Genomic DNA, 24,403 nt, shown 5'->3' with positions numbered 1-24,403 from the left:
TGCGGTTCCAGGTCGTCGGGGTCGGCGCTTAGCGGGCAGACACGGCAAAGTCCGGCAGGTCACCGGTTTTCAGCCCGCGCTTGATGGCGGTCTGGGTGAAGAGGCGGTCTTCCAGAGAAACGTTGTACTGCAACTGGTTGAAGCGCATTTCCGAACGGGTGCCGTCGATAAAGTGCTCGGTCTCACTGAGGACGATGCTGTCGATCGAGTCGATGGTTGCGACTTTCTGCGTGCGCATCTGCTTGATCAACACGCCTTTGACGTCGAAGAAATCCTGACGCATGACCAGGAAGTTCTGCTTGTCGATCCACACCTTCAGCTTGTTGTAACCGGTCTTGGCCAGCACCTCTGGGGACGCCGGTTCGCGCTCGATCACGTAGCAGTCGCGGCCCTTGATCTGTTCTTCGCCGACGAGTTTCTGCGAGTAGTCCTTGACGCGAATCTTGTCCAGATCGGCGTACGAGTATTCACTGCCCATGAACGAGCCGCGCTTGTCGGTGGTGGAGATGCGGCGGGTCTGGCGGCTGACTGGCAGGTACATCCACTGGCTATCTTCCTGGCCGAGGGTTTCGTGCGGGTTTTCAATGTGGAAGGCGACGTCACGCACGTCAGTCGGCGCGGAAAAGTACATGCTGAACTTGTCGCTGTCCGGGTAATCCTTTTGCAGGTAGGTGAACTCGCGAACGCGGGTATTGCCTTTCTTGTCATGCAGGATCAGTGAAACCTGGGACATGAAGCTGTTCCCGTCATTGCGATCGCGTACCTGACGGATAATCTCATCGGCATTGCCGGCCTCGGCGGCACTGGCGCAGGCGCTGCCAAGGATCAGAGCGGCGGTGGTCAGACTTTTCAAAAACGGCAACATGACAACTTCCTTTTCGTTGGATGAATGCACCTGCGCGAGCGCGGCAGGCATGATGGGTCAGAACAGATAACCGGCCGACAGCCGCACTTGGTCGCGCTTGCTGTACTCGCCAAAAGACCTGTCGGGTTTGCCGAAGAACACATCCACTTCCAGGCCGAGCTTGATGTAGTCGACCGGCTTGTAGGTGAAGATGCCTTGCAGCAAGGCGTTGTCCTGAAACGGTGGTGAGGCGGCGGCCACCAGACGACTCTTGAGGCGGTCCTGCCAATGGGTGCCTTCGGCCGACAGGGTGAACAGCGGTTCGCGTTTGTCCTGCAACATGCCGTCCTGCCAGTCGAGCAGCACTTGTTCCTGCCACTGCGCGGAGATCAGCCAGTCGCGCAACAGGTAGTCGACGCCCAGCAACGACTTGACCATGGGCGTGCTGTCGGCACCGTAGGCACGCGTCGGATTGGTCACTCGCCAGTTGTCGAAATACGCGACCTCGCTACGCACGACGATGCTGTGCCCGGCGTCGATCGCCAGCCCGGCACCGCCCATGGTGTAACGGGGAAACTGCCGTTCCAGCCTGGTGCGACCGTCGTCGGCGAGGCCTTCGACCGCGTACACCGGGTCTTGCTGACGGGCGCTCAAGGCAACAAAACTGGTGTCCACCGCGCCGATCCGGCCGTTGGCGCTCAGGCCATAGGAATAGCCCTTGTCACCGTCATAGCCGGGTTTGGAATCGAGCAGGAAATACTGCGGATCCGGCGTGGCAAACAGTGGCGCGGCAAATTCACTGCCCTCTACCGGCGCCCGGTTTTTCACGAAATCGGTGATCCACAGCGCCTCCAATTCCCACTCGCCCACCGGTTGCGCAAAACGCACCATGGGCACAGCAATGCGGCTGTCTTCGAGCAGCGGCGTCAGGCCATCGCGATAGTCCAGCGGGTTGATTTGATCGAGCACGCGCAATTCATCCGCGCGGCCCCAGACCACTTGCTGCCAGCCCACCGTCACTTCGCCGTCACCTAGGGAATGGCCGACGTAGAGGTGCCGCCAATCGGCATCGAAACGGTACTTGTCGCGCGCCCGCTCGCTGTACGGATTGTTGCCATCGTAGCGCGCGTCGTAACGCACGCGGCCCTTGGCCTTGTAGTAACCGCCCTCCCAGTTGTCTTCCAGATTGGCTTTGAAATACACGGCTTTTTGCGTGACCTGATCGTCGCCGTGCAGGCGCAAAGCCGTAGCCACGCCGACTTCACCGTCGGCGTAATCAGGCTTCAGATCATCGACGGTCAATTCCGCCATCGCGCCGGGCGCAGCCATGCACGCCCACACCGCACACATGATGTGACTGTTGTGAAATCGAGGCATCGCTACATTCCCAACCCGACACCGCCATCGATCACCAGACTCTGGGCAGTCACCCCGCCAGCCTCGGGGCTGGCCAGGTAACGCACCATCGCCGCCACTTCTTCGCTCTGGATGAAACGGCGCATCGGCAGTTTCTTCTTCGCGTTGCGCACGATCTGTTCCTGGGTCAACCCGGCAATCGCCGCTTGCGTCGCCAGTTCACCCTGCAACATCGGCGTATTGATCCACGCCGGCAGAATCGCATTGACGGTGATCTGCCGCGAAGCGAGATCCAGCGCCAGCGCCTTGGTCATGCCGACGATGCCGTGCTTGGACGCGCAGTACGCAGTGTTGCGCACTTTGCCGGCGCGGCCGAGGATCGACGACATGTTGATGATCCGCCCACGGTCGGGCATCAGCGCCAGGCACAACGAGGTCACGTAGAACGTGCCGTTGAGGTTGACCGAAATCACCTTGTGCCAGTTGTGCAGATCTTCCGGTTCGTTCTCGTTGCAGATGCCGGCACTGTTGACCAGTACATCAACGTATTCGACTTGCGAACCGAGGGCTTTGAAGAACGCTTGCATGGCCGGCAGGTCGGCAATGTTCGCCGCATGGGTTTCGACTTTCGCCTTGATCTGCTCCTGACGCTTGTCGACCCAGCGTTGCAGTTCCGCCAGATCGAGATCCAGCAGGATCAGGCGATTGTCGGCGTCGGCGGCAAAGTTCTCGGCAACCGCGCGACCGATGCCTTTGGCCGCACCGGTGATCAGAATGGTCCGGCTCATGGCATTTTCAACCCGCCGTTGACCGACAGGACCTCCCCGGTCAGGTACAAACCGCGATCGGCGAGGTACAGCACCGCTTCGGCAATTTCTTCAGGTTCCGCGTAGCGCTTGATCAGCAGACGCGACTGGATTTCTTCTTCCTGACTGCCGATCAGCGCCGTACTCATCTCGGTCTTGACGATGCCCGGGGCGACCGCGTTGACGCGAATGTTGCGCGGCGCCAGCTCCACCGCCAAGGCACGGGTCAACGATTCGACCCCACCCTTGGCGGCGGCATAGTTGCTCTGCCCTTTACCGGGCTTCTGCGCCGCCACCGAACTGATGTTGACGATGCAACCGCTGCGCTGGCGCAACATGCCCGGCACCACCTGCTGACAGCAGAGCATCGTGCCGATCAGGTTGGTCTGGATCACCTCAATCAAGTCACGCGCCGACATCGTCGCCAGCAAGCCGTCACGGGTGATGCCGGCGTTGTTGACCAACAGATCGATACGCTGAAAATGCTGATCGACCCGTTCGAAAAACGCCTTGATGCTATCGCCGCTGCTGACATCGCACTGCAACGCCAGGCAATCGATCCCCGACGCCTGTACCTCATCGCGCAAGGCCATCGCCGCGACTTCATCGCGTACGTAACTGAACGCGATCTGATAACCCGCCCCGGCCAGTGTCTGGACAATCGACCGACCGATGCCACGACTGCCACCGGTCACCACTGCTACTTTATTCGGCATGACCGTTCCTTAGAGCGAGTTGTCGGTTTTGAACTGCGCGAGGCTGAAGCCGTGGGTCGCCGCCAGTGCACGAATCTGCTGCACTTGCTCGCGGCTGATGTCGCCGTAGGAGTAGTGCTGTTTCATCCCGGACAGGCCCATCAATACCGACTCGGCCATGCACGCGTACAACTGACCTTGCTTGAGATAGGCACGAACGTTTTTCACCAGGCCATCACCCAGCGGCGTCTGCACGATGCCGCCGTGCATGTAGAGCACGTCGCTGCGCTGGCTGGCGAGGTTCTGGTCAACGTTCAACGGTACGGCGATGTCGCAGATCACGCTGCTTTCGGCGAAGTGTTCGGCCCCTAGAAACGGCTGCGGTGCGTTCGCCGCGCAGAGGACGATGCGCGCCTGTTTCAGCACGTCAAGATCGTTGCTGACGGTGATGAAGGCATTCGCGCCCAGGCGTTCTTCGACCAGTTTCGCCACGCGCTGCCCTAGATCGGCACTGCTGCCGTGGGCCTGCAAGAGTCCATCGATTCCATCAATTTGCTGCAGGCGACGGGCGAGGCGATCGTGTTCGGCGACACCCTTGAGAATCGCGCGGGCGGCTTCGGCGTAAATCTGTTGCGCGGTTTTTTCCAGACGACGCAGGGAACCGTCGCGACCGCTGCCGATGAGAATCAAATGCTCGACGCTGGTCGACAGCAGTGAGGCGTAGGTCGACGCAATGTTGCCCGCCGCACCGACCACTGCAGCGGTCTGCTCGCCCAGCTCGAGACCTTGCTGCTTGCAGCCCTGTTCGATGGCTTCCAGGCCCATGCCGATGGTCAGGGCGTTACCGGAGGTCAGCGCCATGTCGGGGATCTGCAGCGCCTGGCAGTTATTGGTGACGATCGAGGTGTACATGCCCAGCCCGGCGACGGTGTAACCGTCAGCGCGGGCATCCTTGATGCGATTGCCGACTTCTTCGCGGATGGTTTGCAGATCGCCGCTGGCGATGTACGCCGCCATGGCATCGGAATCCATGCACAGCGGGTACAGGGTGAACTCCACGGCAGTGCCGAGTTTCGAGCGGATCTGCACCGGGCCGATGGGCGCGGCACGGCGCTCGGGGGCCATGCGTTTGATGAATTCGCGTTTCTGCTCAGCGCTCAGGGTCGACAGTGAAGGATCAACGTCACTGAGCATGTCCGAATCAATCAAATGGTTGATGAACGCCACGCGAGCCACCACGCGCACGTTCTCGTCAGACTTTGGGCGGTTTTCGCTCTCCTTGAAGCTGACCTCGCGGGCCGGCACTTGCGCGATGCTGTCGGCGCACACACCGGCCGCCAGCGGGAAAGCATCGCGGCGGCGCAGCATGTCGCAGACTTTCTGCAGGGAGCCGATCAAGCCATCGATTTCTTCGAAGGTGATGCACACCGGCGGTTCCAGACGAATCACATTGGCGTTGCTGCCCGACGGCGCCACGCGCAGCGATTCGAATTGCAGCAGGTAGCCGGCAATGATGTAGCCCAGTGCGTCGTTGTACTGCGCCGAGGCCTGAACCAGCGAACTGGTGCCGGTCAGGTCGTGCAGTTCGAAGCCCAGCAGCAAGCCGCGACCGCGCACGTCGGCGATGACGTCCGGGTACGCTGCTTTGAGTTCCAGCAGCGAAGACTTGAGATACTCGCCCTTCTTGTTCACGTCCTTGAGCATCGCGCTGTCGTTCTCGAACAGACGGCGTAAAGCCGACAGAGCGATATGGCAAGACGCATCATCTTCGGCAAAGGTCGAACTGTGGATGTAGCTGAAATCGTTTTCGTAGTGGCTGGCGCGGATCACCGTCGCGGCGATTTTCATCAGGCCACCGCCCAGCGCTTTCGACAGGCAGTAGTAATCGCCCTGCAAATTGAAATGACTGGCACCGAGCAAAGTGCCGGTGCGGCCGAAACCGGATTGCACTTCATCGATGATCAGCGGGCACTGCTGTTCGTTGCACAGACGCCGCAGGCCCAGATAAAACTCATTGGCGAACTCGTTGATGCCGCCCTCGCCCTGAATCGGCTCCAGCAATACAGCGGTGATCGCACTGAACGCCTCACGGCGCACCTGCAGGGTTTCGCCGCTCCATTCCAGGCTCAGCCAGTGACGCACGTGACGGACCGGCAGATCCTGCAATTGCTGTGGCTGCTGCGGGTCAATGAACTCGACGTTGAGGCCGAAACGGGCGAACGGTTTGCGGTACTGCTTGCCGTACGTCAGTTGAACGGTGTTCACCAGTTTGCCGTGGAAGCTGCCGCGCACGGCCAGGAACACCGGCTCGACATGCAGCTGCGCCAGGTTGTGCTGACGCGCCGCTTCGGCCACTTGGCGCACGGTGACGCAGGACAGATTCTGCGGCAGCAGACCAGCTGGCAAATCGAGATCGTCGATATCCAGTTCGACGTAAGCCTTGTCACTGGCGACCAGATTGGCGAGGGCGAAATCGCGCTCGTCGAATTGCTTCTGCAGGTTCTTCTGACGGCGGTATTCGGCGTGCTTGACGGCGATTTCCACCGACTCGGCGCCACTGTTGGAGAAGGTCGAAATATAGCGCTCGCTGTTGTTCAGCTCACGGTTGAACGCTTCACTGAGTTCACGCCCCAACTGCCCCGCCGCACCGCGCACCGACATCTGCGCGTTGAACGGTACATCGGCACGCAACAGGTCGACGAGTTGATCGACAAATTGCGGATCGTTGTGGCCGTACAGCGCGGCGCCGTAACCACCGAGGAAGTCGGTGACGGTCACTTCATCGCCCTGCCGGTCGCGGTAAAACAGCTTGCTGCCCAGCGCTCTGTGGAACTGGCATTCCAGGCCCAGAGCCTGCATCAATTCAACGAATTTCGGCCGTACGTAATCGCGGTAATCCATGACAGTTCTATCCCTTGAGTAAAAAATCAGCTGCGTTTCGTTGCGGGCGGACGGTCAGTCGGCCGCGTGAAATTCGAGTTGGTAGCCGGCACTGAAGCCGTTGTCGTCGCGGTTGATGACCAGGCAATCGTGCAGCACGGCATCGCGCGGCCCGCCGATCACAAACGGCAGGTGCGCATCCACCGGTTGCTCCAGACCGCTGACCGGCGGGATGCTTTGCGCCTGCAAGGCCTGCCGCGCGAGGATCAGATCCACCAGGCTCGGCGCACCGCTGAGCATGCCGGTCAGCGGTGTGCTGCTGGTGATGTGCGCGGCACCTGTTCGCGCCAGCGTGCGAGCCAGATCGGCATCCTTGTGCGCATCGCCAGTGGCGCTGCTGATCAGCAGATCCACCTGTTTGTCGGGCAAGTTCAGCGAGTCCAGACGCGGATGGGCGAACAGTGCTGTCAGGCAGGTTTGCGGCCCTGCCGGCAGGTCATCGGCGCGGCGCAGTACCAGCGCCGCCGCACCTTCGCCGGCAATGCCGCCACGGCCCTGGCGATCAAAGGCGCGCAGGCTTGGCGAAGCGTCGGTGCTGATCACGCCAGCCTCGGCCAGTGCAGCCAGCGCCAGCGGATCAAGCTCACTGCCGGCGCCGACCACAATCGCCGCATCCACTCGACCGCTTTGCAGCGCGGCGCAGGCCTCGCGTAGCGCCGCCAGATTGCCGGCCACGCCTTGCATGTAGGCGTTGCTTTCGCACTCCAGTTTCAACGCCAGACTGACCACTCCGAGCAAACCGTTGCTGAGGCTTTTGAGGACCAGAAACGGATCGAGCGCGCGCTCCTGCAACACGCGTCTGGCCAGACGCTGCATGTCGGCACCGCTCTCGGTCTGACACTCGTGCAACAGTTCGCCGTAAGACGCGAGCGAGGGATGGGTGTAACCGCCCTGGCAGCAATAGAGACCAAAACGCACGTTGTCGCGGCCCGGTTCAAGCCCGGCCTCGACCAACGCCTGGCGCACGGCACTGACGCCCCAGATCACTGCCGGCGGGCAGTAACGCTGGAGGTTTTGCGCGACATCCTGACGGCTACGTTGATGGTCTCGATCAGCGATGTGCCCGAACGCGGTGACACGCTCGCTGTGGAACATCGACGAGTTCAGGGGCGAGATCGCGCTGCGACCGTCGCGGGCCGCCGACCAGAAATCCTCAACGCCCCAGCCTGTGGGCAACACACAGCCGCTGCCGGTGATCGCTATACGTACAGTGGCGTCAGTCATTGTCCGTGCTCCCGATATTTGCCAAGGGCCAGTGAGGTGTTGAGGCCACCGAAACCGAAGGAATTGCTCAGCGCGTAATCCACTCGACGACTGACGGCCTGACCGGCGCAGTAATCCAGATCGCACTGTTCGTCGGCGTCGTGCAGGTTCACCGTGGGCGTGACCAGATCGTTCAGGCAGGCCAATGCGGTGACGATGCATTCCGGTGCGCCAGCGGCCGCGATCAGGTGACCGAACTGTGATTTGTTGGCGCTGACGGCCAGGGTTCGATAATGCTTGTGCTCGGCGAAGACACTTTTGATCGCGAGGGTTTCGGCAACGTCATTGAGCGGTGTCGAGGTGCCGTGGGCGTTGATCAGATCGATCTGCTGCGGGCGTAGCCCGGCGTCGTCGAGCGCGGCCTGCATCGCCAGTGCCGCGCCACGTCCCTCGGGTTGCGGTGCAGTGACTTTGTAAGCGTCCAGGCTGCTGCCGAAACCCAACACCTCGGCATATGGCGTGGCGCCACGGGCCAAGGCATGTTCGAGGCTTTCCAGCACGACGAAACCACCACCCTCGCCGGCGATCAGTCCGCTGCGATCACGATCGAACGGCCGACACAGGTCGGCGCCCCAGCGTTGTTCGCCCGACGCGGCGCCGAGCAAGTACAGCGCGGCCATGGTGTCGAGATTGAGCACCGAGTCGGCGCCACCCGCCAGCGCCACGCTGACTTCACCACGACGAATCATCTGAAAGGCATTGCCAATGGCTTGTGAAGCGCCGGCACAGGCACTGCTGATGTTGATCACCGGTCCTTCACAGCCCAGATCATCGGCGATTACCCGCGCCAGACGGTCGTTGCTCTGACGCAGCGAACCATCGGCATTCACTTGCCCGGCCCGCGGCATCAGGTGTTGCCAGCCAGGGGCAGCGCCATCGGGGGCGGCGGTCAGCAACATGTCGGCGAGCATGTGCTGCGGCGCGCCCGAGGCACACAGGACCGCTGCGCCACGCAATTGCTCCGGTTGCAGGCCGCTGTCGTTGACCGCTTGCGTAGCGGCCACCCAGCCAAAACGGCTGCGTTTCTCCAGTGGCATCGTCCACGCCGTGTGGTTGTGCAGTTTTTCCGGCAACAGGCTCATGTCGACAGGCGCTGCATAACGCACCGCGAACGAAGCCTCTTGCAAGTCGTCCGGCTGCCATGGCCGCACACAATGTTCGGCGCCGAGCATTTTTTCCCAGAGGGTCTGCCATTCGAAACCGAAACCGGTGACGGCGCCCATGCCGGTGATCACAATCCGTGTCGCACTCATGCGTGCTTCTCCATGGTTTCACTGGCCAACAGCAATGCGCCCCAGTGACCGGCGCGAGTATGGCTGACAAGCAACGTGTAACCCGGCGTCGCCGCTACTTCACGGCTGAGGTGCAAGGTCAGTGCGACCTCTGTCAGCAAGCCGCTGGCGCCCAGTTCACCGGTCATGGCGCGGGTGCTGCGAATCTCGCGCGGGAAAGCTTCGAGCAACTTCATCACTTGCCCGTCAGCGCAATGGCCGACGATATGCTCGACGTCGCCGACACGCAGTTTCTCGACACTCAGGACCTGGTCGATCACGCGCCGACCCACCGCCACAGACCGTTGCGGATCGGTGCTGTAACCACGGGCAAACCCGGCAATGCGCACCGCGTGTGCCGCACCCGGCGGTGGTGTCGACGCCAGCAACAGCGCGGCGGCGCCCTCACCGAAAAGCGGTTCGCTCGCCTGATCGGGCTCACGCAGGTACAGAGCCGGGGTCAGGTTCGGGCTGCTGCTGACCACCAACGCGGCGTCGGCATGCCGCTCGCCAATCTGCTGGCAGGCTTCGATCAGCGCATCCAGCCCGGCGTTGTCCTGGGAACAAAATCCGCCCATTGGCCCGTGACAATTGAGCGCTTCAGCCACATACGCCATCACGCTGCTGTTGAGCAGGGTCAGCGCATGCAGGGGGGGCGTGTTGGCCAACAATTGGCTGAGTTGTTTGTGGGGCTGTTCGATGATCGCCTGCACCGCATCCCAGCAAGGACTCGGCGCATCGACTTCGGGAATGGCCGCTGTCAGGGCAATGCGTGACGCAGGCAATTGCAGCGCCGCCAGTGCAGGCGCCAGCCGTGCGGCGCAATGCAACAGACGCAAACCCTGCGGCTCGACGCTGCGCTGGATCTTGCGGTCAAACAGGTCACTGGCCAGTCGCGGCGTCGGCAATGCATACGCCCGACGCTGTGCGTCAAATGCCAGCGGTTGGGCCGCGCAGGGTGTGCCGAGCAAGTCAGCGCATTCACTGCCCGCCACATTCAGCACCGCAGCGGCATTGAGATAGATGGCTCGGTTCATGTCATGCCCTCCCCAGAACCAGCGAGCTGTTGATGCCGCCGAAGCCGAACGAGTTGGACATCACCACGTTGATCGGTTGTCGCACCGGCTCGCTCAAGAACTTCAGCGAAGGGTATTCGGCACGCTCGTGGTCGTAATTCAGGGTGGGCAACAGCACACCGTCACGCAAACTCATCAGCGACAGCACCGCTTCGATCGCGCCACTGCCTGCCAGGGAATGACCGATAGCGGACTTGTTGGCGGTGAAGGTCATGAAGTCCTGGCATCCGCCAAACAGTCGCTGCAACGCCAACGCCTCACAACTGTCATTGGCCTGCGTGGAAGTACCGTGGGTGTTGACGTGTTGCACGGCGCTGCGCAGCAGGCCGGCGTCTTCGATTGCTGCTTCCATGCATTCCTCGTATTTACTGCCGTCGCGGCTGCTGGAGGTCATCTTCTGAGCCTCGCAGACATTCGCGTAACCCAACACCCGGCCCAGTGGCGCAGCCTTGCGCCGCCGGGCGTGCTCAGCGGACTCGAGGACGATCATCGCCGAGCCCTCGCTGAGTACAAACCCGCTACGGTCAGGCATGAACGGACGGCTTTGTTCGCTCGCCGGCAAGTCGGCCTGACAGAGCGCGCCGAGACTGTTGAACATGTAATAAGGCAGTTCGTTGGCCATCAGCTCGACGGCACCACAAATGGCCAGATCAATCTCACCGCGCTCGATGGCCCGGTAAGCACTGCCGATGGCCATGGTGCCGGCGGCACAGGCATCGGAATGGGTCGAGATGTGATCGCGGATGCCGAGCCGATCGGCCAGATGCTGCGTCTGTTGATCGACCCGCCGGATGAAAGCCGCACTGGACGCTGCCGGACTGTCCAGCAGACGGTCGAGGTCGACGCGTCCGGCCTTATCCATGCAACGGCTGAGCCGCTGCAGGTCGTGGCTGTCGGCACAGTACTTGTTGGCGCCCAGAAACAGACCGCTGCGACTGTGGGCAAAGTCTGCCGGCGTCAGGCCGGCGTGCTCCAGCGCTTGTCGGGCAACGTATTCGGCCAGCACACTTTGCCGTGGGTGCAGCGCCGCGTTGCCGCCGAAACCGGCACCGATCAGCTGCCACTGCGTATCGTCGATAAATCCGGCTGCGCTGTTGTTGAATCCCAGCGCCTTGAACCGAGGATGTTCGCGGACACAGGATTGCTTCCGGCAAATCCGCTCGAACAACGTGGCAGCGTCCAGCGCCATGGGCGCCACCAGACCGAACCCGCTCACATAGACTTCTCGTGCCCGCATGAGAACTCCTACACCGCTTCTTTGATGTGAGTGGCGACGAACTGCTCAACCAGTTGACGGGACACTTCATCGCCATCCGCCGGCACCAGGCGCGCACTGCACGCGCCGCAGACCACTTGTTGGCGCTCGTTCAGAACTGCCTGGTGAGCGTTGCAATCCGGGCAGGTTGCCGGCAGGTAGTTGAAGAGATTACGGCACTGATTGGCCCAATTACGCACGGTGGTCGCGGCGAACACTTGAGCCGGCTGCATGCCCGCCTTCAGTTGATCCGGGGTGTAGGTGCTGAGGCTTTGCTCAAGCAGTTTCTTGCCGCTTTCGGTAATGCGACCGTTGGCGAGAAACTCGCTGGCATCACCGCAAACCGCCACCGCATGGTCGAGCACGCTGGTTTTCGGCAGTGTGCAGCCATATTGGCGGCCCAGCTGGAAACTCAGGTCAACGATGTCCAGCGAGTCGGCACCGAGGTCTTCGACAATGCTGCTGTTTTCTTCGATGTCATTCGCATCCATCACCAACAGCTGTGCGAGGATTTCGCGAGTGCTGGCAACGACATGTTCCAAGTCCAATGGATTGTTCATTTCTATCTCCCTATATGTCGTGACTACTTCATGAATTCGACTTATGAAAAGTAACTTTTCCCACAGCAACTTCTCACGCGGCGGAAATCTAAACTCTGCCCTTAAGGGGAGAGTCAACGAACTATTCAAGGTTTTTTTACAACTCGAAAAAAGTCTGCAAAACCCCACAGACACCGCACCTCATTGGTGCGACGGACGACTTATTTACTTAACAAAGACGGGGTATGGTGAGGCGCCCGCGCTATCGGGCAGGCTGACTATCGAAAGCAACTAAGGCGGCAACGGAACCGACGCACTAAAAGCAAAAACCAGACAAGTAAAATAGTTATAACTTCATAACCTTTGTTTCAGATCAGTACTACCGCTAATTGAATTTGCTGGAAGGTTTACGCCTCCATCCGTAAAACCTGGCAGCGTTTATGGATATCTGAATGTCGAGCACAGACATCTGGGCCCAGGCACGGCGCTATAGGGTGCAGCTTCCGTTTGATCGCCTTGTCTGGAGCCGACACATGACCGCCCCTATCACCGTTCTACGCGACACCCATCCGCTGCCGGTTCTCGATGCCTGCAAATGGGAAAAACTCGAAGGCGACCCGCACACCGTCAACCTCAACGCCTACACCAGCGAAGACGGCAGCAAGATCATGGGTACGTGGATCTGCACACCGGGCAAGTGGCGCGTCGATTATGTGAAGTGGGAGTACTGCCATTTCCAGGAAGGCTACTGCGTGATCACCCCGGACGGCATGGCGCCGATTCATCTGCGTGCTGGCGATATTTTCGTGGTTGAACCGGGCATGAAAGGCACGTGGGAAGTGGTCGAGACCGTGCGCAAATATTTCGTGTTCGCCTGATGCAAAAAAGCCGGGAGATCACCCGACGTGATTTCCCGGCAAACAATGTCTGATACACACAAGTCCCCTGTGGGGGCTAACTCCCACAGTTTGTTCAGCGCTGCCCTTCTATTGCAGGCTTGCGATAGCTGTTGATGATCGCCGAGAAATCTTTGCCGCCATCCCCGCGCTGACTCATCGCCTGATACAACTGCTGCGCCACCGCGCCGAGCACCACCGGTTGGTGCGCCTGACGCGCCGCTTCCGTCGCCAGCCCCAGATCCTTGAGCATCAGTTCCGCGCCAAACCCGCCGGTATACCCACGCGAAGCCGGCGCCGTTTCAACAATCCCCGGCCACGGGTTGTACATCTCCGAACTCCAGCAACGCCCGGTCGAGCTGTTGATGATCCCGGCCAGCACCGAGGTATCGATGCCCAGCGCATCACCCAGTGCCATCGCCTCGCTGACGCCCACCATCGAGATTGCCAGCAGCAGGTTGTTGCAGATCTTGGCGATCTGCCCGGTGCCGACTTCACCGCAATGCACGATATTACGGCCCATCTGCGCCAGCACTGGTTGCAGCGTGGCGAACAGTTCCGCAGTGGCGCCGACCATGAAGGTCAGCGTGCCGGCGGTCGCACCGCCCGTGCCACCGGACACTGGCGCATCGGCCATGGCCACGCCCTGCTTCGCCGCAGCGGCCGCCACATCGCGAGCCGTTTGCGGATCGATGGTGCTGCAATCCACCGCTGGCACGCCTTTGCCGATGCCGGCGAGCACACCGTCCTCACCGAGCCAGACGCTACGCACATGCACAGCGGCCGGCAGCATGGTGATCACCAGTTCGGCATCCTCAGCCGCCTCACGCGCCGAAGCGCGAATGGTGCCGCCCAGTTGCTCCAGTTCCGCCAGCACCGTTTTATTCAGGTCGACCAGGTTCAGCGAGTGGCCAGCCTTGATCAGGTTGCGCGCCATCGGCGCGCCCATGTTGCCCAGACCGATAAATGCGATTTTCATGGCCGTTCCTCAGCGCAGGTTGATGGTGGTGTTCACGCCGTCGTTGACGCTGTCGTCATCGAACCAGCGCGCCGTGACCGTTTTGGTCTGCGTGTAAAACTGCACCACTTGCTTGCCGTACGGGCCGAGGTCGCCGAGTTTCGAACCGCGCGAACCGGTGAAACTGAAGAACGGTACTGGCACCGGAATCGGGATGTTGATGCCGACCTGACCGACATCGATTTCAGTCTGGAACTTACGCGCCGCCGCGCCGCTCTGGGTGAACAGGCCGGTGCCGTTGCCGAACGGGTTGGCGTTGACCAGCGCGATAGCCTGATCGAGGGTGTCGACTTCCAGCACCACCAGTACCGGTCCGAAAATTTCCTGGGTGTAGATCTGCATGTCGGTGGTCACGCCCGAGAACAGGGTCGGGCCGACAAAGTTGCCTTGCTCGTAGCCCGGCACCTTGATGTCACGACCGTCCAGTTCCAGCTTGGCGCCTTCCTTGATGCCGCTTTCGATCAGCTCAAGAATTCGCGCCTTGGCTTTCTTCGAGATCACCGGGCCAACATCGGTGCCCGGCTCGTTGCCGGCGTTGACGGAGAGTTTCTGCGCCAGCGCTTTCAGGTCCGGCAGCCATTGTTTCGCCGCACCGACCAGCACAACGACGGAGGTGGCCATGCAACGTTGCCCGGCCGCACCGAAACCGGCACCGACCAGCGCGTTCAGCGCTTGCTCGCGATTGGCATCGGCCAGCACCACGGCGTGGTTCTTCGCGCCCATCATCGATTGCACGCGCTTGCCGTGCTTGCCGGCCAAGTCGTAAACGTGGGTACCGACAGCGGTCGAACCGACGAAGGACACCGCTTTGATGTCCTTGTGCGTGCACAGGCCATCGACCACGTCTTTACCGCCGTGCACCACGTTCAACACGCCGGCCGGAACACCGGCCTCGATCGCCAGTTCCACCAACAGCATGGTCGACAGCGGATCCTGTTCGGACGGCTTCAAGACGAACGTGTTGCCGCAAGCGATGGCCATCGGGAACATCCACAGCGGAATCATCGCCGGGAAGTTGAACGGGGTGATGCCGGCGCACACGCCGATCGGCTGACGCAAGGTGTAGGTATCAACGCCGCCGGCGACGTTCTCGGCGAACTCGCCCATTTGCAGGCTGCCGATGGAGCACGCGTGCTCGACCACTTCCAGTCCACGGAAAATATCGCCCTCGGCGTCGGCAATGGTTTTGCCTTGCTCGGCGCTCAGGACCACGGCGATGCGTTTGGAGTGTTCGCGGATCAACGCTTGCAGCTTGAGCATGATGCGCATGCGTGCGCCGATCGGGGTCAGTTTCCAGGTCTGGAACGCACGCTGGGCGGCGCTGACGGCAGCATCGACTTCAGCGGCGGTAGCGAACGGGACTTTCGCCAGCACTTGCTGGGTCGCCGGGTTGACGATGTCGTGCCATTCGGTGGTCTGCGACTCGACCCACTCGCCATTGATCAGCAGCTTGACCTTCTGGACCGTGGTTTCGTTGGGCGTAAGCGATGCGTTCATGCTGGTCTCCGAAACTTGTTTTTATCGTAGGAGCCAAGGCGAAGGGTTCGCCTTGAGATGAGGCGTGTGTCACGAATTGGTTGTCGGACTGTTTTTGGAGTATAGATGTGCAAACTTCTAATAAGAACGCACATATAAGCCCGTCCATCATGCAAAAAAACATCACCTCACTAGGTTCGCTGAACTGGGACGACCTCAAGTTTTTCCTCGAAGTCGCCCGCACCCGCAAGGCCAGCACCGCCGCCAAACGGCTGGCTGTCGACTACACAACCGTTTCGCGGCGCATCAGTTCGCTGGAAGCGGCGTTGGGGACTTTGCTGTTCGAGAAGTCGCGGACCAGCGGCTTCGTCCTGACCACCGAAGGCCAGCGTTTGCTCGGTTATGCCGAGTCGATCGAAAGCACATTGCACATGGCCTGCGAGCAGGTATCAGGCTCCGGCGTGGCGTTGTCCGGGCATGTGCGCATGGGTTGCACCGAAGGCTTCGGCAGTTTTTTCATCACCCCGCAGTTGAGCCATTTCATCGACGCCTACCCGGCGATCTCGGTGGACATCCTGCCGCTGCCGCACTTCATCAGCCTGTCCAAGCGCGAGGCCGACATCGTCATTGCACTGGAGCGCCCGGAGCACGGGCCGTACGTGTGCTGCAAACTCTGCGACTACCGTTTGCAGCTCTACGCGACTCAGGACTACCTGGACAAACACCCGCCGATCCGCCGTCCGGCCGATTTGAGCAAGCATCATTTCATCAGTTATGTGGATGACCTGGCGTTCAGCTCGGAGCTGCTGTACCTGGCGAACGTGCTGCCCGGCGCCAGCGCCAACTTGCGCAGCACCAGCGTGATCGCGCAGTTTGTCGCGGCGCAGCAAGGGCGCTCACTGGCGATTCTGCCGTGCTTCCTCGCCGCGCAGGATCCGCGCCTGCTGCCGGTGTTGCCGGAGGAAATCGACATCACCCGGCAGTTCTGGATGTACTGCCGGGAGGATCTGAGGAAATTAAAGCGAATCACCCTGTTGTGGGATTACATCCGTGAGGTGACCGAGCGCAATCAGGGTCTGCTGATGGGGCAGACCCGCGAGATGCAGTTCGCCGACTAAAAATTTTCAAGAAATCAGGCAGCGGAATCGTAACCAAGTCAGCAAGCCTTTTCCAACAGTTTGTAACAGGAATTGGTACTCAACTTGTAACACCTCGACGTCAACATTCAGAGACGCACAGGCACGCGATAAGGACCACGCGAGGGCTCTCATGGGGGGCGCCTGCACATTTGCGTACTGAGGTGGTCACTCAGGTTTTTCTGTCAGATTCTCAAGGGACTTCTTAGGGGCCGATGGTTGTATTGGAACTACCGGTCCTTGCGTCCAGGAGGCGGCTTCTTGCTTGGCTATCTCGGCATTGACGCTGCTTTCGACCGCATGGATAAGCTCTTCGATTTGAGGAAGCTTATTCAACAGAACCGCATAGTCGTACCCCTTGAATATCATGGCGTAGCCATGGAACTCACCATTAGGCCCATTGAACGCCTGCGCTTCTGGGGAATAGTAGGTCAGGTCGGTGTGTGCGAACTGCTCCATTCGGACCCTCACGAGCTCGTTGTGGAGGGGTTTCATAAGCGTAGGCACGTGCTGTTTAACGCTGAGAGTATGCTTGGATAGAGGCCCTTGATTTGTCGAAAAGGGCCTCACATAAACAACAATAAGGTCTCGCAGTAGAGCGTATTGAACGTCTGGACGCCTGTAGCGCTTCAGAATCTTAATAGCTCCACGCGCAGTGCTGAAGTCAACTGAGTACATCCGAAGAAAGTAATACAGTTCGTTGAATTCCAATTTCAGCGCTCCTTCAAGGGTGATCTTAATTCTAGCCGAGGCGACATCAGCAAATTCGCGAGGTCAACCATCACAGCCGCCAAGCAAAACGCAGACGACATTCACAAGGACTTCGATCAAGCCTATCCATGCAAATGAGTATTGCTGCATGATTTCCAGCCCCGCGAAATTCGGGATTGCACTTCTCATGTGATCTCCCAAAATCCTGCCCTAAATAATGGCTCTGGGTTCGGAAGCCTCCCTTTTCATGTTGAAAACGGTCGGAGTGGGCTAGGTGCTTAGCACCGCACCAGCAGGCCAGGCGGCATCCCCCATATCACCTTGCTTCCCGCACGAGCGCTCTGCCATGATTGAGATAGCTGGTGGCACTCTGATCTCGTCTTGGCCACATGAAGGATTTACTTTTGGGGCGAATGGAGTCGGTAAATGGCAACAATTAAAAGCCCTGCAACAATCAGTACCGAGTTTGGAATTGATCCAGATCGTCTGCTCGAGCTGGGGATAATTGACACCCAGTTGGCGAGTGATACCAATCTATTTATCGACCCTCTCCTGCTGGCGGAAAGTTTTCATCCAGAGATAAACACAGGGGCTGTGACTGCTTACGAACAACGATTTGAATGGATAGTTAAACTGCTCATCGCCTCGAAAGTGAAGGGAGATGTACCTTGGCGACAGGTTGAAAAACTCTTTAAATTTTCCGAGGTGAGCTGGACTTGTCTCGGATATAGCTCTTCAGTGCATGGAGCGGGGTTTGGGAAAGAGCTGGCTGCTCATGCACTGGATACGGCATTGGAAATTGTTAAGCTAGGCATAACCGATGTCGACTTCTTTATGGGGCTTTCTCTTTTCGAAGAGGGGATTGGTGCGGATCGTATAAGCGATATGACAACCAATATCATATTAAAAGATCTTGTTCAATTGACTCAGCGGGTGAACCTAGAGCTCGGGATTCCGTCTAAGGAATTTGATGTTGTGGGTGGCAAGGAAGTTTTGCCGATAAATCCTTACACGAATGACCCGTTGATATTTGTTCCTACGGATATTGTGCGTGATCTTCCAATCGCAACTGACTGGAGTGATATTTCACGTGCTGTTAAGGCTAACGAAGATCTGCGGGAGCGGGTAAGCGGTAGAATCGGAGAGATTTGGGCCACGATGAGCAGGAAGGATAAGTCGCGTGTTAAGGCGGCGGCCTTGTCGAGCAAAGAATCGTTTGAACAACTGCTAGAGATGCTCAGAGAAGTACCGAAGGAGTCCTATGACTTTGCGAAGGACGAAAATGGCGAGGTTTTCTGGGCAAAGCTGACGAGAATTGCACAAGAGCATCCGCTGAAATTTCAAGGGGCTACTTCTCCATCCTCTCCAGAAGAAGCGGTCAAGCTGGTTGAGGAAATAGTGCTTCAGTTCCAAGATCTCGTCGAGAACAAGGGCATCTGGAAGGAGCTTTGGACTGATGAGAAGAAGCCCAGGAAAGAGAAGGCCGCTCAGCGATTATTCTTCACTGTGGCCTATTCTTATTGCAAGGCGAATAATTTGGATGTCACTCCCGAGGCGGATGCTGGTAACGGACCCGTAGATTTTAAGTTTTCGTCAGGCTTTAATGCTCGTGTACTGGTGGAGATAAAACTTTCAACGAACTCTCTGTTGCATGGATATGAAAAGCAACTGGAGATATATAAAAAGGCCGATGACACCGACCTAGGAATTTACTTGGTGGTCGATGTCGGTGGGATCGGTCAAAAGTACGCCGAAGTACAAAGATCTAGGCTTGCGGCAATAGAGCGTGGAGAGAAGACATCTAAAATCTTCTTGATTGACGGGAATAGGCGAGCTTCAGCCAGTAAGCGCTGATGTCGTTAGATTAGTACTGACTGCCACTGATTAGCTCCCGCTGAGTAGGTGGGAATGTCAGTTGCTGGAAATTGATGCGGGGGTGGGTCGTGGCAGTTTGGATGATTGCGGCTGGTGGGCTGGTAGATAAGGCTGCCATTGACAACTATAGCAAAACTTTAAGCTCGCCGATCTCTGCTGCACGGCGAGCGCTTATACCTAGCAGTGTTAGTCTTCCGTTTGGTGATCTTTACGCCTGGGGCTTTCCAGATACACCGAAGGGTGGAAATCGGAAGAAGATTGCGGATATTGCTATAGGGGATACCTGCTTTTTTTGTACTACCGATGTTGCTGGCAAACGAACAGATTGGAAGAATGCTTACCGTTGGGTCGCAAGGGTCAGCGGGAAAATTGATCCTGAGTATTTCTCAAGCGTATCGTTAGCGTTTTGGGATTCCGAAAGATTTTTGCCTTACCTACTCGAAAAGCCAGTTCCAATTAATCTGAGTTTTGAAGAGTTTTCTAGACTGATAGATCCCTCTGGAGCTTTTTATAATAGAAGCCCTCAGGGTTCGACTAAGCTTGCTGATCCTTTCAAGCTTGCCCATCTAATAGGTCACTATGATTCAATGGACAGCTGGGCCGAGAACTTTATCCAAACAGTTTTACAAGGGTCCAAATCTTTTGGGAAAGGGGATGGTAAAACCACTACAGGATTACCAAATAGAAGTTCATTAGAAGATCGTGCTGCAAAATTTTGTAGTGTGGAGGTTCGTCCCGAACAAGCGTCCTTCAGGAGAAAACTGTTTATTGCGTATAACGGACGATGTGTGATTACAGGTTGCTCTGTCGTTCAGGCATTAGATGCGGCTCATCGGCGTGGTAGTAAGTGGCGCGATGGGCAGAACGACATAAGTGATGGCTTATTGATGCGTAAGGACTTGCATGCACTCTACGATGCCGGGCTACTTCGAATCTCAGATGATGGATATGTACATATGGTAGAAGGAGCGCTAGAGCATTACCCAGAGCTTGATGGTGTGCAGGTCGCCTGTGTTGGCCAGGTACTGTAGCGAGTCAGCTTTCTGTATAGCAGTGTTACGGTAGCTTTGTCGGATGGATTATGCCATACAACTCATGATGCGATCCGAATTCGCAGGAAGAAAGGTAAACAACCCTAGGTGCTTGGATCGCTTAGTAGGTGGCTCCGGGCTCAGGGGTTGCGAGCCGAGGGAGTTATCTAAAGCTATGAACGCCGTATCCGCATGATCGCATCCGTGATTGCTTGTGCATTCGTGTCCAGCGTTTCCATAGCTGCCGTAGCGTTCGCGGCAATATTCCCTACTCCGTTCTCTGAGAGCCACATGGTTACCTCTTCAATGGCCGCAGCTAGGGCATGTTGGTTATGGAGCAGCAGCGTCAGTGCGTCTGCAGTGTCGATTGTAATTCCTGAGGCGCTCGACATGACATTGTCCTTTAGTGATGGTGCCTCAAGCCTAGCTCATCACACGGCAGGCTGGAGGTCGATTTGTATTTACTCAAATCTACGTGAATGTCCGTTTCGACTTTGATCGTGAATTGGGCTCGATTGAAATAGCAACCTTCTTTGTCATGTTTCATAGTGCTTACCAATACCTGCTATTTTGACAGGCGGATTTATTGATCAGTGAAGGCAATACTAGAAAACCAAGCCAATGCCCAAGAGATACAGTCAGATGTTTGAAAAACCACGCCTTGATTAACTCTTATACTACCATTAGCTTCACTCTTAATCTCTCAAATTGCTCCAATGCCCAGCGGGATACCACTGGGCATTGAAGTTATTGAGCAACTATATCCCTAGATAGTTGGTATACAGGTATGCAAAGCCATAACGTGTTTTGCTTCCTACCATGTACGGAGTGATGATTTTGTTGGCAATCAGCGTTTGCTTGAATTCTTCTAAAGTTCCGTTCTTGATCGTAGGGTCATCGTTGTTGTTGTTTTTTATATCCTCAAGAAGCCTGTCAAAATCATCACCATTAAGGACGTTCTTCTTGTAATCTGTATTGATTTTATTGTTGGCAAAATCCAAGCAAAAGATTTTTACAAACTCGTTGCCTTTTTCGTTCCACAAATCCTCTAGATAATTTACTACAGCATCCTTTCGAACTTGGCTGCTGGTGCAGTAAGCAATGCCAAGAATGGAATTCTTACGATAATTTTTTTCCTTATCCTGCTCTTCTTGCTCTTTTATAGCGTTGGTTATCAAATCGATGAAGGGACGAAGGTTAACTGTCTTGTCTGCACTTTGAATGTTTCGATAGAGGTCTTCGTAAGCAGTGCTAGATGTACCGTTACGCTTAGGTTTTGGAGCTCCAAAAAATGCGTTGATTACCGGCTGAATTAGGTACTTGTCTAATGGTAGCTGATTATGTTCGTGCTCTCGAGTTTTTAACTTCTTTCGTATTTGACTAATGAAACTTTGATTTGAAAGTGCGCGACTGAGGAACTCGAAAAAATTATCTTTAGAGTAGCTGAATACAATTTTCAGGAAATATGAGAATATTTCGTTTTGCGACCACTCAAGATTGATGGTGCGTGCGCTAAACGAGTTTTTATTTGTAAGGTTTCCAAGGCGGTCATATAAGTCTCGTCGAAGAAATAATTTTGGGTGTATGAAATCGTAAGAGAAGCGCATAACAATTTTAACGAGAGGAGCAATGACGTCATTCCATAGAAATGGTTTTACAATATTGTCTAGCTGATCAAAGGTTACTATGAGACGTCTATCTTTCCTTTTGAGATCGGCATTTATCTCCGACAAATCTTCCTCGATTTTTGCGTAGGCATCTGCATTACTTAGAAGTGCTTTGATTTTTTCTTGAGCTGCAAAGTTATCGAGGTTAATAAGCAAATGTTTGTTTTTTCCGCCGTAATCGCTTCTAGAGCAAATAGCATTCCAGATATAGAACATCCAAAATCTTTTGATTGATAGCTCATCCTTGATGAGTTCGTCGAGGCCTAAAAATTCAAAGTTATCATTTTCAAAGTTGGTAATATTTAGCACGTGGTAATCAAGATGCTTTTTCTGTGCTTTGGAAATAAGCATTTGAAAAAAGCTGTCTATTTGTAGTGCTTTATAGAAGGCAGTTTTTCCTGTGCCTTTGTCCCCCAACAAAATGCACTTTTCAGGTATGAGTAAATCTTCCATGCAAGGCCGAAAATAAAAGAAGTCTCTAATGTATTCGGGTGAGTACTCAATGTTCTCTGCATACAAGTTAGGAAGCCGCCCTTTGATGTCATTAAGGACTTTATCTTGAATTGTAGTGTCGCAAGTTATTGCGCTCACTTCCACAATGGCAACTGAGTCACTGTCTGAAAGGATAGATATCTCTTCCGAATCATCAATCGAGACGAACGCTTCGTCTAGTGTGACTGTCTGACTGGCTTTTTCGGACGGGGTGGTTATTTCGAATATATATTTGAAGAATTTTTGATATTGTGCCGAGCCATTCTCGCCATTGATGAAGTCATCCAAGTCATCCTGATCTTCGAGCGAGGTACCGATAAACTCCAATGTGTTTTGCCGATCAAAGTAAAATACCTCAGCATCAAAAGATGATAATCCCTGAATTTGGCTGGCAAAGTTACTATAGCGCTTGCTAAAATTTGCGCTTATTATGGAGAGAACAAAGCAGGCGCTGATATTCATTTCGTTCAGCGTTTTAGTGACATACTCTGTTCCTGGTTGGTTTTGCGCATCATCACCTGCCAAGACAACCACAGAATTGGAAAGCTGGGCTAGTGCGCCAAATGTATTATTAAAGCCTGTCCGAGAATCTATGAGTATGACATCAGGGCTATATTTGGAATTTATGTCATCAATTAGGCTGCCTAAAACCTCCACCAACCCTTCACCTTGCAGGTCAATTTTAGCTAAACCCTCAAGATAGCTAATGAGATCTTCATTGCTTTCCATTATATTCCCGGCCGGCATTAAGTTAATGCTGCCGCTACCAGAATAACTTTTCTCTATGTCGTACACATAATCTTCAATACTACAGCTACCCAAAAATCTTCGATCGTTAAGATATTCGACTAAGCCGCTTTTAAATTTGTCGACTTGGGACGTGTTGAAGAAATTAATAAGACCAGGTGCTTCGAAGTCGCAATCGATCACAAAAACCTTTTTTCCCTTCCGGGATAGATAAGCTGCTGTGAGCGCTAAAGAGGTCGTACGGCCTACTCCCCCTTTATAACTAAAAAAAGTTACTACATTGCTTCTTTTGTGTTTCTTGTTTTCGTCCATAGCCAATAACGCACCAAGTGAGCGGCGTAGCCCAACTGATTTCTTTGTTCCAGAAAATAAATAGCTATAATCTTCTTCCTGAGATTTCTTCTCACTGATGAAGGTGTACTCAATATTGGCATTCTGCAACTCTTCAATAGTAGTTGCCTTGGTGTATAGTTCGCTGTTTTTTTCAATCGAGTCACTAACGATATAGACCTCAATGTTTTGATTTATTCGGAGCTCTATATAGAAGTCAGCAATATTATTTTGAAGGATATTTTCTCGAAGGTCGTCTTCGAGTCTGTTCATGAAACTGATTGATTTGAGCATGCCGTGTTCTCACATTTTTCTTAAATATTGACTTGAGTGAGCATAAAACTCTTTGATCTGATCGTACTCCAGATCAATATGCGAATAGCGTATTTCAGGATTCCAATCATTCAAAAGTCTATTGATTTCACGCTTGTCGCTTATATGGGAGAGTCCGGTTACCAGTGAGTCTAAATAGTTTTGCAAGGAGCTGAAATTGTGGGTTTTTATTCTTTTTTTGTAATTTATACCGGCATTGGTGCAATTCGCCTCGTCCACCTCTAGAGCAGGATCGTACTGTTTTAGTTCGAATATCTTAAACTTCAGTGCGCACTCTATGATGTATCCAGATAAGTAATACATGCTCAAGACTAGGAATTTGAATTCCTCGCTTCTGATGTCATTCTCATCGAATGTGTCTAGCTTTGCCTTCAATACCCGACATGCATGATTATGTCGCTTCGCAGATATTAAATACTCTGTGTATTTCATAGGCCATTCCTTTGGTTTGTATAGTGGCACTATAGCATTGGGCGAGGCAGAGTATACTCAAATGTAGGTCTTCAAAATGCAACTTCGCTCCTATGATGAAATACCCGTTGTGATCCTACAGATAAAGCATTTGAGAGTGCTACGCTCAGGCAACTAGCAAAAAATGAGGGGCGGTATCAAGCGTTTAGCTGGTGATGGGAGCGCTTGTCAGTGG

Annotated in this window: 20 protein-coding genes; 4 read left to right on the top strand and 16 right to left on the bottom strand. The window is 55.6% G+C overall.

The window, feature by feature from the left end:
- Positions 1 to 28 precede the first annotated feature (28 nt).
- Genes ACIF4X_RS13795 through ACIF4X_RS13750 form a run of 10 tightly spaced genes read right to left on the bottom strand, consistent with a single transcriptional unit; the run spans position 29 to position 12,066 of the window.
- Positions 29 to 865 carry an outer membrane lipoprotein-sorting protein gene (locus ACIF4X_RS13795; RefSeq protein ID WP_397482563.1) on the bottom strand — a complete coding sequence of 279 codons (837 nt, stop codon included), beginning with the start codon at positions 863 to 865 and terminating at the stop codon, positions 29 to 31.
- Between the two features lie 57 nt (positions 866 to 922).
- Positions 923 to 2,221 carry a DUF1302 family protein gene (locus ACIF4X_RS13790; RefSeq protein ID WP_397482562.1) on the bottom strand — a complete coding sequence of 433 codons (1,299 nt, stop codon included), beginning with the start codon at positions 2,219 to 2,221 and terminating at the stop codon, positions 923 to 925.
- A 2-nt stretch (positions 2,222 to 2,223) separates the two neighbouring features.
- Complete coding sequence (locus ACIF4X_RS13785; RefSeq protein ID WP_397482561.1) at positions 2,224 to 2,988, bottom strand: SDR family NAD(P)-dependent oxidoreductase; 765 nt, start codon at positions 2,986 to 2,988, stop codon at positions 2,224 to 2,226.
- On the bottom strand, positions 2,985 to 3,722 hold the full coding sequence (locus ACIF4X_RS13780; RefSeq protein ID WP_397482560.1) for a 3-oxoacyl-ACP reductase family protein: 738 nt from the start codon (positions 3,720 to 3,722) through the stop codon (positions 2,985 to 2,987). Before ACIF4X_RS13780 ends, ACIF4X_RS13785 begins: the two co-directional genes overlap by 4 nt.
- 9 nt (positions 3,723 to 3,731) lie before the next feature.
- Positions 3,732 to 6,602 carry an aminotransferase class III-fold pyridoxal phosphate-dependent enzyme gene (locus tag ACIF4X_RS13775; RefSeq protein WP_397482559.1) on the bottom strand — a complete coding sequence of 957 codons (2,871 nt, stop codon included), beginning with the start codon at positions 6,600 to 6,602 and terminating at the stop codon, positions 3,732 to 3,734.
- Between the two features lie 54 nt (positions 6,603 to 6,656).
- Entirely contained in the window at positions 6,657 to 7,865 is a 1,209-nt protein-coding gene (locus tag ACIF4X_RS13770; protein ID WP_397482558.1) for a beta-ketoacyl synthase N-terminal-like domain-containing protein, read from the bottom strand.
- Complete coding sequence (locus tag ACIF4X_RS13765) at positions 7,862 to 9,157, bottom strand: beta-ketoacyl-[acyl-carrier-protein] synthase family protein (protein ID WP_397482557.1); 1,296 nt, start codon at positions 9,155 to 9,157, stop codon at positions 7,862 to 7,864. Before ACIF4X_RS13765 ends, ACIF4X_RS13770 begins: the two co-directional genes overlap by 4 nt.
- Positions 9,154 to 10,212, bottom strand: coding sequence for a beta-ketoacyl synthase (locus ACIF4X_RS13760; RefSeq protein WP_397482556.1), 1,059 nt, complete (start codon positions 10,210 to 10,212; stop codon positions 9,154 to 9,156). Before ACIF4X_RS13760 ends, ACIF4X_RS13765 begins: the two co-directional genes overlap by 4 nt.
- A 1-nt stretch (position 10,213) precedes the next feature.
- Positions 10,214 to 11,488: a beta-ketoacyl-[acyl-carrier-protein] synthase family protein gene (locus tag ACIF4X_RS13755; protein WP_397482555.1), complete on the bottom strand. Its 1,275-nt coding sequence runs from the start codon at positions 11,486 to 11,488 to the stop codon at positions 10,214 to 10,216.
- Positions 11,489 to 11,496: 8 nt separating this feature from the next.
- Positions 11,497 to 12,066: an acyl carrier protein gene (locus ACIF4X_RS13750; protein ID WP_310868429.1), complete on the bottom strand. Its 570-nt coding sequence runs from the start codon at positions 12,064 to 12,066 to the stop codon at positions 11,497 to 11,499.
- A 512-nt stretch (positions 12,067 to 12,578) separates the two neighbouring features.
- Between ACIF4X_RS13750 and ACIF4X_RS13745 the strand changes: the two genes are divergently transcribed.
- Positions 12,579 to 12,923 carry a cupin domain-containing protein gene (locus ACIF4X_RS13745; protein WP_003177747.1) on the top strand — a complete coding sequence of 115 codons (345 nt, stop codon included), beginning with the start codon at positions 12,579 to 12,581 and terminating at the stop codon, positions 12,921 to 12,923.
- Positions 12,924 to 13,017: 94 nt separating this feature from the next.
- Here ACIF4X_RS13745 and mmsB read toward each other — a convergent pair whose 3' ends face one another.
- Entirely contained in the window at positions 13,018 to 13,920 is a 903-nt protein-coding gene (gene mmsB, locus ACIF4X_RS13740) for a 3-hydroxyisobutyrate dehydrogenase (protein ID WP_397482554.1), read from the bottom strand.
- Positions 13,921 to 13,929: 9 nt separating this feature from the next.
- Entirely contained in the window at positions 13,930 to 15,456 is a 1,527-nt protein-coding gene (locus tag ACIF4X_RS13735) for a CoA-acylating methylmalonate-semialdehyde dehydrogenase (RefSeq protein WP_397482553.1), read from the bottom strand.
- Between the two features lie 149 nt (positions 15,457 to 15,605).
- Here ACIF4X_RS13735 and ACIF4X_RS13730 point away from each other — a divergent pair, with 149 nt between their 5' ends.
- On the top strand, positions 15,606 to 16,553 hold the full coding sequence (locus tag ACIF4X_RS13730; protein ID WP_397482600.1) for a LysR family transcriptional regulator: 948 nt from the start codon (positions 15,606 to 15,608) through the stop codon (positions 16,551 to 16,553).
- A 186-nt stretch (positions 16,554 to 16,739) separates the two neighbouring features.
- On the opposite strand, the gene ACIF4X_RS13725 is transcribed toward ACIF4X_RS13730, so the two are convergent.
- The gene (locus ACIF4X_RS13725; RefSeq protein WP_397482552.1) at positions 16,740 to 17,282 is read right to left on the bottom strand and encodes a hypothetical protein; all 543 of its coding nucleotides are present in this window, start codon (positions 17,280 to 17,282) and stop codon (positions 16,740 to 16,742) included.
- A gap of 426 nt (positions 17,283 to 17,708) precedes the next feature.
- Here ACIF4X_RS13725 and ACIF4X_RS13720 point away from each other — a divergent pair, with 426 nt between their 5' ends.
- Together ACIF4X_RS13720 and ACIF4X_RS13715 are read left to right on the top strand one after the other, a co-directional pair.
- Positions 17,709 to 19,136: a hypothetical protein gene (locus ACIF4X_RS13720; RefSeq protein ID WP_397482551.1), complete on the top strand. Its 1,428-nt coding sequence runs from the start codon at positions 17,709 to 17,711 to the stop codon at positions 19,134 to 19,136.
- A gap of 89 nt (positions 19,137 to 19,225) precedes the next feature.
- Positions 19,226 to 20,188 carry an HNH endonuclease gene (locus ACIF4X_RS13715; protein WP_397482550.1) on the top strand — a complete coding sequence of 321 codons (963 nt, stop codon included), beginning with the start codon at positions 19,226 to 19,228 and terminating at the stop codon, positions 20,186 to 20,188.
- Positions 20,189 to 20,361: 173 nt separating this feature from the next.
- Here the strand turns inward: ACIF4X_RS13715 and ACIF4X_RS13710 are convergent, their stop codons facing one another.
- The 3 genes from ACIF4X_RS13710 to ACIF4X_RS13700 form a co-directional block, all read right to left on the bottom strand.
- On the bottom strand, positions 20,362 to 20,580 hold the full coding sequence (locus tag ACIF4X_RS13710) for a hypothetical protein (RefSeq protein ID WP_397482549.1): 219 nt from the start codon (positions 20,578 to 20,580) through the stop codon (positions 20,362 to 20,364).
- A 366-nt stretch (positions 20,581 to 20,946) separates the two neighbouring features.
- Positions 20,947 to 23,697, bottom strand: coding sequence for a tyrosine-protein kinase family protein (locus ACIF4X_RS13705; protein WP_397482548.1), 2,751 nt, complete (start codon positions 23,695 to 23,697; stop codon positions 20,947 to 20,949).
- Between the two features lie 30 nt (positions 23,698 to 23,727).
- The gene (locus ACIF4X_RS13700; RefSeq protein ID WP_397482547.1) at positions 23,728 to 24,189 is read right to left on the bottom strand and encodes a hypothetical protein; all 462 of its coding nucleotides are present in this window, start codon (positions 24,187 to 24,189) and stop codon (positions 23,728 to 23,730) included.
- Positions 24,190 to 24,403: the final 214 nt, after the last annotated feature.

Source organism: Pseudomonas sp. NPDC085632 (assembly GCF_044541255.1).
Taxonomy (GTDB): domain Bacteria; phylum Pseudomonadota; class Gammaproteobacteria; order Pseudomonadales; family Pseudomonadaceae; genus Aquipseudomonas.
This window is presented reverse-complemented; position numbering and strand designations above follow the sequence as displayed.

Coding starts and splice junctions, on each gene's coding strand:
- ACIF4X_RS13795 (WP_397482563.1), bottom strand. CDS start 865: ATGTTGCCGTTTTTGAAAAGTCTGACCACCGCCGCTCTGATCCTTGGC.
- ACIF4X_RS13790 (WP_397482562.1), bottom strand. CDS start 2,221: ATGCCTCGATTTCACAACAGTCACATCATGTGTGCGGTGTGGGCGTGC.
- ACIF4X_RS13785 (WP_397482561.1), bottom strand. CDS start 2,988: ATGAGCCGGACCATTCTGATCACCGGTGCGGCCAAAGGCATCGGTCGC.
- ACIF4X_RS13780 (WP_397482560.1), bottom strand. CDS start 3,722: ATGCCGAATAAAGTAGCAGTGGTGACCGGTGGCAGTCGTGGCATCGGT.
- ACIF4X_RS13775 (WP_397482559.1), bottom strand. CDS start 6,602: ATGGATTACCGCGATTACGTACGGCCGAAATTCGTTGAATTGATGCAG.
- ACIF4X_RS13770 (WP_397482558.1), bottom strand. CDS start 7,865: ATGACTGACGCCACTGTACGTATAGCGATCACCGGCAGCGGCTGTGTG.
- ACIF4X_RS13765 (WP_397482557.1), bottom strand. CDS start 9,157: ATGAGTGCGACACGGATTGTGATCACCGGCATGGGCGCCGTCACCGGT.
- ACIF4X_RS13760 (WP_397482556.1), bottom strand. CDS start 10,212: ATGAACCGAGCCATCTATCTCAATGCCGCTGCGGTGCTGAATGTGGCG.
- ACIF4X_RS13755 (WP_397482555.1), bottom strand. CDS start 11,488: ATGCGGGCACGAGAAGTCTATGTGAGCGGGTTCGGTCTGGTGGCGCCC.
- ACIF4X_RS13750 (WP_310868429.1), bottom strand. CDS start 12,066: ATGAACAATCCATTGGACTTGGAACATGTCGTTGCCAGCACTCGCGAA.
- ACIF4X_RS13745 (WP_003177747.1), top strand. CDS start 12,579: ATGACCGCCCCTATCACCGTTCTACGCGACACCCATCCGCTGCCGGTT.
- mmsB (WP_397482554.1), bottom strand. CDS start 13,920: ATGAAAATCGCATTTATCGGTCTGGGCAACATGGGCGCGCCGATGGCG.
- ACIF4X_RS13735 (WP_397482553.1), bottom strand. CDS start 15,456: ATGAACGCATCGCTTACGCCCAACGAAACCACGGTCCAGAAGGTCAAG.
- ACIF4X_RS13730 (WP_397482600.1), top strand. CDS start 15,606: ATGCAAAAAAACATCACCTCACTAGGTTCGCTGAACTGGGACGACCTC.
- ACIF4X_RS13720 (WP_397482551.1), top strand. CDS start 17,709: ATGGCAACAATTAAAAGCCCTGCAACAATCAGTACCGAGTTTGGAATT.
- ACIF4X_RS13710 (WP_397482549.1), bottom strand. CDS start 20,580: ATGTCGAGCGCCTCAGGAATTACAATCGACACTGCAGACGCACTGACG.
- ACIF4X_RS13705 (WP_397482548.1), bottom strand. CDS start 23,697: ATGAACAGACTCGAAGACGACCTTCGAGAAAATATCCTTCAAAATAAT.
- ACIF4X_RS13700 (WP_397482547.1), bottom strand. CDS start 24,189: ATGAAATACACAGAGTATTTAATATCTGCGAAGCGACATAATCATGCA.